The organism is Streptomyces himalayensis subsp. himalayensis, from assembly GCF_013778455.1.
GTDB lineage: Bacteria > Actinomycetota > Actinomycetes > Streptomycetales > Streptomycetaceae > Streptomyces > Streptomyces himalayensis.
The window spans coordinates 35,359-48,771 of record NZ_JACEHE010000043.1; the positions used below are offsets into that span (position 1 = coordinate 35,359).

A 13,413-nucleotide genomic window follows, 5' to 3' on the forward strand; every position below is an offset into this window, starting at 1 on the left:
TCAGTCTAGGGGGGGTACGAAAGGGTCGGGCAACCGGGCGGTCGCACTTTGTACGCCAACAGCATGGACCGACATGCTGATGGTGGGACACGGTGCCTTCCCTCCCTCAACTTGACGTATGCGGAAGGGAAACGGTTGCTTTCCGTCGTCCTGCGAATGAGCTTTCCGGTCGTCCTACGGTTGAGCTTCCCCACGGATCACCGCGAGCACTCCATCCAGCTCATCCGGCTTCACAAGAACGTCACGTGCCTTGGACCCCTCGCTGGGCCCGACGATGTTCCGCGACTCCATCAGATCCATCAGCCGGCCTGCCTTTGCAAAGCCGACGCGCAGCTTGCGCTGGAGCATCGAGGTGGACCCGAACTGCGTGGACACCACCAGTTCGGCGGCCTGGCACAGCAGGTCCAGGTCGTCGCCGATGTCCTCGTCGATCTCCTTCTTCTGCTTGCCGCCCACGGTGACGTCGTCGCGGAAGACCGGCGCCATCTGGTCCTTGCAGTGCTGGACGACGGCGGCGACCTCGTCCTCGGTCACGAAGGCGCCCTGCATACGGGTCGGCTTGTTCGCGCCCATCGGAAGGAACAGCCCGTCGCCCTTGCCGATGAGCTTCTCGGCACCCGGCTGGTCGAGGATGACGCGGCTGTCGGCGAGCGAGGAGGTGGCGAACGCGAGCCGGGAGGGCACGTTCGCCTTGATGAGGCCGGTCACGACGTCGACCGAGGGCCGCTGAGTCGCGAGCACCAGATGGATGCCGGCCGCGCGCGCCAGCTGCGTGATGCGCACGATCGCGTCCTCGACGTCCCGCGGCGCGACCATCATCAGGTCCGCGAGCTCGTCGACGATCACCAGCAGATACGGGTACGGCTGGAGCTCGCGCTCGCTGCCCTCGGGCGGCTTCACCTTGCCGTTGCGCACGGCCTGGTTGAAGTCGTCGATGTGCCGGAACCCGTAGGCCGCGAGATCGTCGTAGCGCAGGTCCATCTCGCGTACGACCCACTGGAGCGCCTCGGCGGCCCGCTTGGGGTTGGTGATGATCGGCGTGATCAGGTGCGGGATGCCCTCGTACGCGGTGAGCTCGACGCGCTTGGGGTCGACCAGGACCATCCGGACGTCCTCGGGCGTCGCCCGCACCATGACCGAGGTGATGAGGCAGTTGATGCAGGACGACTTGCCGGAACCCGTCGCACCGGCCACCAGGACGTGCGGCATCTTCGCGAGGTTCGCCATCACGTAGCCGCCCTCGACGTCCTTGCCGAGCGCGACCAGCATCGGGTGGTCGTCCTCGGCGGCGTCCGCGAGGCGGAGCACGTCACCGAGGTTCACCATCTCGCGGTCGGTGTTGGGAATCTCGATGCCGACGGCGGACTTGCCGGGGATCGGCGAGATGATCCGCACGTCCGGGCTGGCCACGGCGTACGCGATGTTCTTGGTCAGCGCAGTGATCCGCTCGACCTTCACGGCGGGTCCGAGCTCGATCTCGTAGCGGGTGACCGTCGGGCCGCGGGTGAAGCCGGTGACGGCGGCGTCGACCTTGAACTCGGAGAACACGTTGGTGAGGGAGGCGACGATCGCGTCGTTGGCGGCGCTGCGCGCCTTGCCGGGGCCGCCGCGCTCGAGCAGGTCGAGTGAGGGCAGCGCGTACGTGATGTCGCCGGAGAGCTGGAGCTGTTCGGCGCGGGGCGGCAGATCCCGCGGCGCATCGGGAGCGGCCTTGGTCAGGTCGGGCACCGTGGACGTGCGTTCGACGCCCTGCGATTCGCCGTTCTTCGCCGTCTCCTTCGCCGTCTCCTTGGTCGTGCCCCGCTGAGCGTCCTTTGTACGTGCGTTCGGTACCGGCACGGACTGCTCCCGCTCGGCCCGGTCCAGCACGACGCCCTGCGTCAGGTCGGCGACAAGCGGCGAGGGCGGCATGCCGTGCAGCACGGCACCGTCGAGCGCGGCCGCCGCGGCGGCTGCCACATCGACGGCGTCCAGAGGCCGGTCCAGCGCGGGTTGTACGGGGGCCCGCCGCGGCCTGCGCCGCCTGGACGACAGGGCCTCCTCCTCCGCATGGTCCCGGTCGTACGCCTCCGCGGAAGACGGCCTCCGCGGCCGGGAGCGGGCGGGCAGGGCCCGGCGCCACTGGTCGTCGTACCGTTCGTCGTCCTCGGTCGCGTACTCGTCCTCTTCGGCCGCCGGCTGGATGATGCCGAGCTTCGTGCCGAGCAGCCGCAGTCGCTGCGGGATGGCGTTGACGGGTGTGGCCGTGACGACGAGCAGTCCGAAGACCGTCAGCAGGATGAGCAGCGGGAGGGCCAGGAGCTCGCCCATCGTGTAGATCAACGGGGTGGAGGCGGCCCAGCCGATGAGCCCGCCCGCATCCCTGATGGCGGCGCTTCCCTCGCCGCGCCCCGGCGCGCCGCAGGCCATGTGGACCTGTCCGAGCACGCCGACGACCAGCGCGGACAGGCCGATCACGATACGCCCGTTCGCCTCGGGCTTCTCGGGGTGCCGGATGAGGCGTACGGCGATGACGGCGAGCAGTATCGGCACGACCAGGTCGAGGCGGCCGAAGGCGCCGGTCACCAGCAGTTCGACGAGGTCGCCGACCGGGCCGCGCAGATTCGACCAGGTGCCTGCGGCGACGATCAGCGCGATGCCGAGCAGAAGGAGCGCGAGGCCGTCCTTGCGGTGCGCCGGGTCAAGCCCCTTCGCGCCCCGCCCTATGCCCCGGAACATCGCTCCCACGGCGTGCGCGAGGCCCAGCCACAGGGCGCGCACGAGCCGGTACACGCCCCCGGTCGGACTGGGAGCCGGCTTCGGCGCGGGCTTCTGTGCCGCCTTCTTGGCAGGCGCCCTCTTCGCCGCCGCTTTCTTGGCAGGCGCCCTCTTCGCGGGGGCCTTCTTCGCCGCAGCCTTCGTCGGAGCGGCCGCCTTCTTCGCGGGCGACTTCTTGGCTGCGGGCTGACGTGAGGCCATGGGTGTGAGGTTACCGTCGGAGACCACAGGGGACACGTGTGCCCACGGCTTCACCCGTTCGTGTCGCTCCCGGTGCGGCGTTGAACTGACGGTGCCTCAAGGGCTCAGTTCTGCGAGGGCAGCGATGGCGCACCCGTCCCCGTGCCCGGCTCCAGGGCGTCCAGGGCCCTGCGCAGGCCCGTGAGTTTGCGTTCGAGATGGGCCGCGGTGGCCACCGCAGCCGCGTCCGCGGAGTCGTCGTCGAGCTGCTTCGACAGCGCCTCTGCCTGCTCCTCGACGGCTGCCAGCCGTGCGGAGAGCTCGGCCAGCAGACTGGCGGGCTCCTTGGCGTCGCCGACCGCGGACTTGCCGCCGCCCTCGAGTTGGAGCCGGAGCAGGGCCGCCTGCTCCCGCAGTTGGCAGTTCTTCATGTAGAGCTCGACGAACACCGAGACCTTGGCGCGGAGCACCCAGGGGTCGAACGGCTTGGAGATGTAGTCCACCGCACCCGCCGCATATCCCCGGAAGGTGTGGTGCGGGCCGTGGTTGATGGCGGTGAGGAAGATGATCGGGATGTCCCGGGTCCGTTCCCGCCGCTTGATGTGCGCAGCGGTTTCGAAACCGTCCATTCCCGGCATCTGGACGTCGAGCAGAATGACCGCGAAATCGTCCGTGAGTAGTGCTTTGAGCGCTTCCTCCCCGGACGATGCCCGCACCAGCGTCTGATCGAGCGCAGAGAGGATGGCCTCCAGCGCCAACAGATTCTCCGGCCGGTCATCGACCAGGAGGATCTTGGCCTTCTGCACCATGGCCCGCCCTCCTCGTCCCGGCAGTGCACCGGGCGCCGCCCCAGGGGACGACTCCCTTTCGCCGCCCGCCCTTGTGCCGGTCATGGTAGCCGCACCCTGCCCGTCGCCACACCCTGTCACCGCGATGTCACTGTGCACGTAGCAGAAACGCGGTGGGGGACCAGAAGGTTCCCCGATTCCCGTACTTCTACACGGCTTCGGGCACAGTCAGTCAGCAAGTGGACAGCGCCCGTCCGCCACCCGGTCACTCCTCACGCATCCACTGCTCCATCACGGAGAGCAGATGATCGGGATCGACCGGCTTCGTCACATAGTCGGAAGCCCCGGACTCGATGGCCTTCTCCCGGTCGCCCTTCATGGCCTTCGCGGTGAGGGCGATGATCGGCAGCCCGGCGAACTGGGGCATCCTGCGGATCGCCGTCGTCGTCGCATATCCGTCCATCTCGGGCATCATGATGTCCATCAGTACGACCGTCACATCGTCGTGCTGTTCCAGGACTTCGATGCCCTCACGGCCGTTCTCCGCGTACAGCACGGACAGCCCGTTCTGCTCCAGGACGCTGGTCAGGGCGAAGACGTTACGGATGTCGTCGTCGACGATCAGCACCTTCTCGCCGTCGAACTGCAGGGCGCGGCGCGCCAGGGGCGCCGACTCCTGTCCAGCCCCGCCCGCCCAGCTGTCCTGGGCCCGTTCCTGCCCCGCCGGCTGGCCCGGCAGGGCGGGCCGCTGATCGGCGGCCGCCACCGCCCTCCGCCGCCGCCTGAACAGCGCTGCCGGCCCGTTCTGCGTGTCACGGTACGACTTCACCTCTGCGGGCGTCTCGGCCGCGGGCGCGGTCAGCTCGCGCATGGACGCCGCCGTGTCACCCGGCTCGATCACCGGAGCGAGCTGCGGGTAGCCCTGCGGCGGCAGTTCACTCGGGTACAGCGGCAGATAGAGCGTGAACGTGGAGCCGCGCCCCGGCTCGCTCTGGGCGTGGATCTCGCCGCCCAGCAGCCGCGCGATCTCCCGGCTGATGGACAACCCGAGGCCCGTTCCGCCGTACTTGCGGCTCGTCGTGCCGTCGGCCTGCTTGAACGCCTCGAAGATCACGCGCATCTTGCTCGCCGCGATACCGATGCCGGTGTCGGCGACGGAGAACGCGATCAGATCGGCGTCCGCATCGCGCAGCGACCCTGCCTCGAGCAGCTGCTCCCGGATGGCGATGGGCACGTCGTTGCCGGCCGGCCTGATCATCAGCTCGACGGCTCCCGAGTCGGTGAACTTCACCGCGTTGGACAGGAGGTTGCGCAGGACCTGCAGCAGCCGCTGCTCGTCCGTGTGCAGCGTCGCGGGCAGCTCCGGCGAGACGCGTACGGAGAAGTCGAGTCCCTTCTCCGCGGTGAGCGGCCGGAACGTGGCCTCCACGTAGTCCACGAGCTGGACGAGCGCGATGCGCGTCGGGGAGACGTCCATCTTTCCTGCCTCGACCTTCGACAGGTCGAGGATGTCGTTGATCAGCTGCAGCAGATCCGAACCGGCGCCGTGGATGGTCTCCGCGAACTCGACCTGCTTCGGGGAGAGATTGCCCTCGGCGTTGTCCGCGAGCAACTTGGCCAGGATCAGCAGCGAGTTGAGCGGCGTCCGCAGCTCGTGCGACATGTTCGCCAGGAACTCGCTCTTGTACCGCATCGAGACCGCGAGCTGCTCGGCGCGTTCCTCGAGGACCTGGCGCGCCTCCTCGATCTCGGTGTTCTTGACCTCGATGTCGCGGTTCTGACGGGCCAGCAGCTCGGCCTTCTCCTCCAGTTCGGCGTTGGACGCCTGAAGGGCCTTCTGCCGCTGCTCCAGTTCCTCCGAACGCAGCCGCAGCTGTTCGGTGAGCTCCTGCGACTGCTTGAGCAGCACCTCGGTCTTCGTGTTGACGCTGATGGTGTTGACGCTCGTCGCGATCATCTCGGCGATCTGGTTGAGGAAGTCCTTCTGGATCTGTGTGAACGGCTGGAAGGACGCCAGCTCGATCACCCCGAGGACCGTGCCCTCGAAGAGCACCGGCAGCACGATGACATGCGCGGGCGGCGCGTCCCCGAGTCCGGAGGCGATCTTCAGATAACCGGGCGGGACGTTCTCCACGAGAATCGTCCGCTTCTCCATGGCCGCGGTGCCGATCAGGGTCTCACCGGGCCGGAAGGACGTCGGCATGGAGCCCATCGAGTAACCGTAACTGCCCAGCATGCGCAGCTCGTACGCATCTTCCTGGGTCGCGGCGCCCCGGTCCTTGCCGTCGTCCGTGGGCATCGCCACGAAGAACGCGCCGTGCTGCGCGGAGACCACCGGCGTCAGCTCGCTCATGATGAGCGAGGCGACGTCCTCGAGGTCGCGGCGTCCCTGCATCAGACCCGAGATACGGGCCAGGTTGCCCTTCAGCCAGTCCTGTTCCTTGTTGGCGAGGGTGGTGTCGCGCAGGTTCGCGATCATCGTGTTGATGTTGTCCTGCAGGACCTGGATCTCGCCGGCCGCGTCGACGTCGATCTTGAGGTTGAGGTCGCCGCGGGTCACCGCGGTGGCCACGGCCGCGATGGCGCGCACCTGGCGGGTCAGGTTTCCGGCCATCTCGTTCACGGACTCCGTGAGGTCGCGCCAGGTTCCGTCCACGTCACGCACGCGTGCCTGGCCGCCCAGCTGGCCCTCCGTACCCACCTCGCGGGCGACCAGGGTGACCTGTTCGGCGAAGCTCGAGAGCTGGTCGACCATCGTGTTGATGGTGGTCTTCAGCTCGAGGATCTCGCCACGGGCGTCGATGTCGATCTTCTTGGTCAGATCACCCTTGGCGATGGCGGTGGTCACCATCGCGATGTTGCGCACCTGGCCGGTCAGGTTGGACGCCATCGAGTTCACGGACTCGGTGAGGTCCTTCCACGTACCGGACACGCCCGGCACGCGCGCCTGGCCGCCCAGGATGCCGTCCGTGCCCACCTCGCGGGCCACGCGCGTGACCTCGTCGGCGAACGAACCCAGCGTCTTCACCATCGTGTTGACGGTGTCCGCGAGCTGCGCAACCTCGCCGCTCGCCTCGACCGTGACCTTCTTGGTGAGGTCGCCGTTCGCCACCGCCGTGGTGACCTGGGAGATCTGGCGCACCTGGGTGGTCAGGTTGTTGGCCATCAGGTTGACGTTGTCGCTCAGGTCCTTCCAGATGCCCGTGACGCCGGGGACCCGGGCCTGACCGCCGAGTTGGCCCTCGGTGCCCACCTCGCGGGCCACCCGGGTCACCTGCTCGGCGAAGTTGGACAGCTGGTCGACCATCGTGTTGACGGTGGTGACGAGTTCGAGGATCTCGCCCTTGGCATCGACGGTGATCTTCTTCGACAGGTCGCCGCGCGCCACCGCGGTCGTGACCTCGGCGATGTTCCGCACCTGCATGGTCAGGTTGTTCGCCATGCCGTTCACGGACTGCGTGAGGTCCTTCCAGGTGCCGGAGACACCCTTCACCTCTGCCTGGCCGCCGAGGATGCCCTCCGTACCCACCTCGCGCGCCACGCGCGTGACCTGCTCGGCGAAGTTCGACAGCTGGTCCACCATGGTGTTGAGGGTGTTCTTCAGCTCCAGGATCTCGCCGCGCGCGTCCACGTCGATCTTCTGCGACAGATCACCGCGGGCCACCGCGGTCGCGACCTGCGCGATGTTGCGGACCTGCGCGGTGAGGTTGCCCGCCATGCCGTTCACGGAGTCGGTCAGATCGCGCCACACGCCTGCGACGCCCGGCACCTGTGCCTGACCGCCAAGCCGGCCCTCCGTACCCACCTCGCGCGCCACCCGGGTCACCTGGTCGGCGAACGCGGACAGCTGGTCGACCATCGTGTTGATGGTGTTCTTCAGCTCCAGGATCTCGCCGCGCGCGTCCACGTCGATCTTCTGCGACAGATCACCACGGGCCACCGCCGTGGTCACCTGCGCGATCCCCCGCACCTGGGAGGTGAGATTGCCGGCCATGAGGTTCACCGAATCGGTGAGGTCCTTCCACACACCCGCCACACCGGGCACCTGCGCCTGACCGCCCAGCCGGCCCTCGGTGCCCACCTCGCGGGCCATACGCGTGACCTGGTCCGCGAAGCTCGACAGCTGGTCCACCATCGTGTTCACGGTGTTCTTCAGCTGGAGCATCTCGCCGGAGACGTCGACGGTGACCTTCTGCGACAGGTCGCCGTTCGCCACGGCCGTCGTCACCTGGGCGATGTTGCGGACCTGCCCGGTGAGGTTGCCGAACGCCGTGTTGACGGAGTCCGTCAGGTCCTTCCACGTACCGGCCGCGCCCTGCACAGTCGCCTGCCCGCCGAGCTCGCCCTCGACGCCGATCTCGCGCGCCACGCGCGTGACCTCGGAACCGAACCTGGAGAGCTGGTCGACCATCGTGTTGACGGTGTTCTTCATCTCGAGCATCTCGCCCGCGACGTCGACGGTGACCTTCTGCGAGAGATCACCGTTGGCCACCGCCGTGGTCACCGTGGCGATGTCCCGCACCTGAGTGGTGAGGTTGCGGAAGACCGTGTTCACCGAATCGGTGAGGTCCTTCCACGTTCCCGCCGCGCCCGGCACGTTCGCCTGGCCGCCGAGCCGCCCCTCCGCACCGACCTCGTTCGCCACGCGCGTGACCTCGTCGGCGAACGTGCGCAGGGTCTCGGTCATCTGGTTGATGGTCTCGGCCAGTTGTGCGACCTCGCCGCGTGCGCTGACCGTGACCTTCTGCGACAGGTCGCCGCTGGCGACAGCCGTGGTGACCTGAGCGATCCCCCGCACCTGCGCGGTGAGATTGCCGGCCATGAGGTTCACCGAATCGGTGAGGTCCTTCCACACACCCGCCACACCGGGCACCTGCGCCTGACCGCCGAGCTCGCCCTCGGTACCCACCTCGCGCGCCACACGGGTCACCTCGGAGGAGAAGGACGAGAGCTGGTCGACCATCGTGTTGACGGTGTTCTTCAGTTCGAGCATCTCGCCGGCGACATGGACGGTCACCTTCCGCGACAGGTCGCCCTTTGCGACCGCAGTCGTCACGAGAGCAATGTCACGCACCTGCGCCGTCAGTCGGTACGCCATGGTGTTGACCGAATCCGTGAGATCCTTCCACGAACCGGACATACCGCGCACCCGGGCCTGACCCCCGAGCTTGCCTTCCGTACCGACCTCGCTGGCCACGCGTGTGACCTCGTCGGTGAACGTGGACAGCTGGTCCACGAGGTTGTTGACGGTGCGCCCGACCTTCAGGAACTCGCCGCGCAGCGGATGCCCGCCGCCCTCCGGCCCCTGTGAGCGCAGCTCCATGCGCTGCTGGAGGTCGCCCTCCGCCACCGCGGACAGCACCCGGCCGACCTCGGAGACGGGGCGTACCAGGTCGTCCACGAGCGCGTTCGACGCATCGATCGCCGCAGCCCAGGAACCCTCGCAGGCTCCCACCTCGAGCCGCTCCGTGAGCTTTCCCTCACGGCCGACGACGCGCCGCACCCGGGAGAGCTCTCCCGTCAGGTGGAGATTCCGGTCGGCGACTTCATTGAATACCGCCGCAATCTCGGACATCACGCCGTCGCCCGAGACCGTGAGCCGTTTGCGGAAGTTACCGTCCCGCATCGACACCAGGGCCGCGAGCAGCCGGTTGAGAGCCGCGGTGTCCACCGCGGTTGTCCCGGTGCGTGATGTGCGCTGCTTGTTCAGGGACTGTCCGCCTTTCGCGCGCGTCTTCGAGCTCCGCGTCGCCGCGCCAGACTCCACTGTGTCCCTCCCGCAGGGGTCGACCTCTTGCCGGGCTGTCTCTTCAAGCCTGCCCAGTGTTTCACCATGGCGGAACCAGGCCATAACAGTTCGGCAGCTTCGCACACCGTCCGCACACCCTCCGGGCGGAAACACTGGGAACCCGCATCCGCATGGACGGTGAAGGTAAGTAACCTTGCATGCGGCTGTCCAACCGCCCCGGTCCGCCCGGCCAGGGCTGGTGGCCGTAACGAACGGGCAAACGGAGGGGCGGCCTCAGTATGACCACGGGAGACCTGGGCGTCGACACTCGTACGAGGAGTTCTGTGATCACCGCGCGCGCGGCTGCCACCTTCGACCCCGTCGGGCGTTCTGTCGCTACTGCCCGCTCCTTCGTCCGCGACACCCTCCAGGGGTGGGGATTCACCGACATCGTCGACGACGCGGTGGTCCTCACCAGCGAGCTCGTCACCAACGCGGTGGTGCACGCCGGCACCGCCGCCGAAGTCCTCTGTCTTCGCACAGGCGACGGCGCACGGATCGAGGTCGCCGACCGCTACCCGGAGCGCGAGATCCCCCTCCAGCAGTCCCTCGCGACCATGGGCAGCCCCGACCGCGAGGGCGGCAGGGGGCTGCAGCTCTGCGCCGCGCTGGCCTCCCGCTGGGGCGTCGACTACACCCCCACGCACAAACAGGTGTGGTTCCAACTCGACCTCCCGGAACGGCCGGTGGGGATCCGCACAGCCGGTCCCTCGCTCCCCACCGACCTGCTGCCGCTGGCCGACGGCCGCGTACGGGTCGCAGTCATCCAGATCGACCGGACCGGCGCCGTCACGGCCTGGAACGAGGACGCCGAGGAGCTCTTCGGGTACGCGGCGGACCAGGTCACCGGCAAGCCCCTCACGGACTTCGCGGCCTGGCCGCACACCCCCGGCACCAGCACCGGCATCGCCGAGGCCCTCCAACTCTCGCGCTGGGAGGGCAGTTACGGCATCCGGGGCGCCGACGGCCGCGTCACACCCGTCTACGCCTCGCATCTACGGGTCCGCGACGCCGACGGGGACCCGTCCACTGTCTGCCTTCTCGTACGCGACCACGAGCGCGCCGTCCTGCAGACCCCGCTGCGCGGCCCGGTCCACCCGGACCCCGCAAACCTGACCGAAGGTCATGCCGCGGACCCTTTCGAGGTGTTCATCGGCTCCCCGGCACCGGACGATCTGGACGGGCTCCTGCAGCGCACCGTGGAGCGCGCCCGGGACATGCTCGACGGCGACGCAGCGTTCCTCCTGCTGGCAACCGACGACGAGACGGAGCTGGAGGTCCGCGCCTCCACCGGACTGCCGTCGGCCCGCCAGCGCTTCGCCCGCGTCCCCGTCGAAGCGGGGCCTGGCCGTTACGGTTCGGCGCGCATGCCGTCCGTCCATGAAGATCTCTCTGAGGTCCCCGGCGCCGTGCCGCTGCTCAACGGCACGGGACTGCGCTCCGTCGTCACGGTCCCCTTGAAGGTCGAGGGGCGCCTCACGGGCTCCCTCGGCGTGGCGGCGGAGGCGCCCGACCGGTACTCCAACGAGGAGGCCCTGCGCCTCCAGTTCGCCGCCGACCGCATCGCCCTCGCCGTGGAGTCCGCCCGACTCGGCGAGCTGGAGAGACACCGCCGGGGCTCGCTGTCCTTCCTCGTCGAGGCATCCGACCTCCTCGCGGGCACCCTGGACCGCGACCAGACTCTGGCCCTCATGGCCCAGATGACGGTCCCGACCCTGGCCACGTGGTGCGCGGTCTATACGATCGCCGACCAGTCGTCCGAGCCCTACCTCTCGTACGTGCTGCACGAGGACGAGGAGCGCATCGACGGTCTCAAGGCCCTGCTGGCGCGCATCGCCCCGCCCGACCCGGTCCCGACGCCGGGCGCCCGCGTGTGGAACACCCCCTCCGAGGCCGCCCACGAGGCGGCGCTGCGCACCTCCATGCGCAGCCTGGGCCTCGGCGAGCCGGCCAGCGTGAGCTCCGGCATCGGTACGACTCTGGCGACCTCATCGGCGGTCGGCGGAGAGACCGTCGTCCTCCCCCTGGTGGCCCGCAACCGCGTCATCGGGATGCTCACCCTCGGCAAGCCCTCCGACGAACACTTCCGCCAGGAGGACCTCGAACTCGCCGAGGACCTCTCCCGCAGGGCCGCCCTCGCCCTCGACAACGCCCGCCTGTACTCGGAGCGCACGGCGATCAGCCAGTCTCTCCAGCGCAGCCTGCTCCCTCCGGAACTCCCCGATGTGCCGGGCGTCGAGGTGGAGGTCATCTATCGCGCGGCGGGCGAGGGCAACGAGGTCGGCGGTGACTTCTACGACCTCTTCCCCATCCGCGACGGCGCCTACGGCTTCGCGATCGGCGACGTCTGCGGTACGGGACCGGAGGCGGCGGCCGTCACAGGTCTGGCCCGGCACGCCCTGCGGCTGCTGGCACGCGAGGGCTTCGGCGGCCCCGCTGTCCTGGAGCGCCTCAACGCCGCGATCCTCGACGAGGGAGCCCGCAGCCGCTTTCTGACCCTGCTCTACGGCGAGTTGTGGCCCCAGGAGGACGGCTCGGCCGTCCTGAAGGTGGTCTGCGCCGGCCACCCCCTGCCGCTTCGCCTGCGCCAGGACGGCACGGTGGAACCGGCTGCTGAACCGCAGCCGCTCCTTGGCGTCATGGACGATCTGGAGCTGTACGAGCAGACGGTCGTCCTTGACCCGGGCGACGTCCTGCTCTGCGTCACCGACGGCGTCACGGAGCGCCGCGAGGGCACGCGCATGCTCGGCGACGACGGCCTCACGGATGTTCTGACCACCTGCACGGGCCTCACGGCCGGCGCAGTTGCCGCCCGCATCATGCGCGCTGTGGAGCGTTTCGCGTCAGACGCGCCCTCGGACGACATGGCGATTCTGGCGATGCGGGTACCCGGTCTTCAGAAGGACTGAGACCTCGGCCGGAGACCAAAAAGGCCTCCGCCCGATGGGCGGAGGCCTTGTGCTGTGGAGCCCCCAAACGGAATCGAACCGTTGACCTTCTCCTTACCATGGAGACGCTCTGCCGACTGAGCTATAGGGGCCGGCCGCCTTACGCGGTTTCCCGCGCGGCAACGGAATAAATCATACCCCGAACTCGCGTGTGTTCCGAACAGCCGGCCACGGGCTCAGAACGCAGGCTGCAGCAGCCCGCCGAGCGCGTTGCAGGCCGAGACGATCCGGTGTATCTCGCGCCGCGAAAGTGAGGCATCGACGGGCAGCGCCAGAGTCTCGTCGGCGGCCCGCTCTGTCTCCGGCAGACAGATGTCGCGCCGGAAGCCGGGAATGCGGTGCAGGGGTGTTTTGACCGGCACACGTCCGTCAACTCCCCTGGCACGTATGGCCCGTACAAAGGCGTCCCGGTCCGGCCTCCCGTTTCCGGGAACCCGTACGACGTACTGCTGATAGGTGTGCCGCACGCTACCGATGGGCGTTATCACTCCGCCGAGCCGCTGGTCGAGGTAGGCGGCATGCGCTCGCCGCTGCGCCACCCCGTCGATCGGCGGCGCGTCCAACTCGCTGTGTTCCAGCACGAGAAGGCCGTGGCGCTGCCCAATGCTCCGCAGAGCATCGACATCAGCCGGCCGTCCGAAGCGGTGTACGACGACGACTGCCGCCGTACGCGGGGTTATCGCACCCGCAACGGCCGCGGGATCAAGGCAGTACGTCACCGGGTCTATGTCGGCGAAGACAGGTACTGCTCCAGCCAGGACCACAGCCTCTGCGACTTCGACGTTCCCGAACGCCGGCACCACGACCTCGTCGCCGGCGCCGATGCCAGCGGCCTTCAGGATTCCAACTGTCCCCATGGGGGGATGCTGACCGCGCAACGTGAACGCAAGATGACGCAGAACGAAAAAGAGCTGGTCCCCCAACCGAAGTCGGGGGACCAGCTCAATCAAAG

At 68.6% G+C, this 13,413-nt stretch carries 5 protein-coding genes and 1 tRNA gene; 1 reads left to right on the forward strand and 5 read right to left on the reverse strand.

What is annotated here, in order from left to right; all coding sequences use genetic code 11:
• Positions 1–174 precede the first annotated feature (174 nt).
• From H1D24_RS37650 to H1D24_RS37660, 3 genes are all read right to left on the reverse strand, one after another.
• Positions 175–2,958, reverse strand: a complete 2,784-nt coding sequence (locus tag H1D24_RS37650) for a DNA translocase FtsK (RefSeq protein ID WP_220137686.1) — start codon at positions 2,956–2,958, stop codon at positions 175–177.
• A gap of 104 nt (positions 2,959–3,062) precedes the next feature.
• Positions 3,063–3,746: a response regulator gene (locus H1D24_RS37655; protein WP_181662244.1), complete on the reverse strand. Its 684-nt coding sequence runs from the start codon at positions 3,744–3,746 to the stop codon at positions 3,063–3,065.
• A gap of 244 nt (positions 3,747–3,990) precedes the next feature.
• Positions 3,991–9,492, reverse strand: coding sequence for a HAMP domain-containing protein (locus H1D24_RS37660; RefSeq protein WP_181662245.1), 5,502 nt, complete (start codon positions 9,490–9,492; stop codon positions 3,991–3,993).
• Positions 9,493–9,752: 260 nt separating this feature from the next.
• Between H1D24_RS37660 and H1D24_RS37665 the strand changes: the two genes are divergently transcribed.
• Positions 9,753–12,422, forward strand: a complete 2,670-nt coding sequence (locus tag H1D24_RS37665; protein WP_220137687.1) for a SpoIIE family protein phosphatase — start codon at positions 9,753–9,755, stop codon at positions 12,420–12,422.
• Between the two features lie 55 nt (positions 12,423–12,477).
• Here H1D24_RS37665 and H1D24_RS37670 read toward each other — a convergent pair.
• Positions 12,478–12,553, reverse strand: a tRNA-Thr gene (locus H1D24_RS37670).
• An 84-nt stretch (positions 12,554–12,637) separates the two neighbouring features.
• Positions 12,638–13,303, reverse strand: a complete 666-nt coding sequence (locus H1D24_RS37675; RefSeq protein WP_181662249.1) for a DegT/DnrJ/EryC1/StrS family aminotransferase — start codon at positions 13,301–13,303, stop codon at positions 12,638–12,640.
• Between the last annotated feature and the right edge of the window lie 110 nt (positions 13,304–13,413).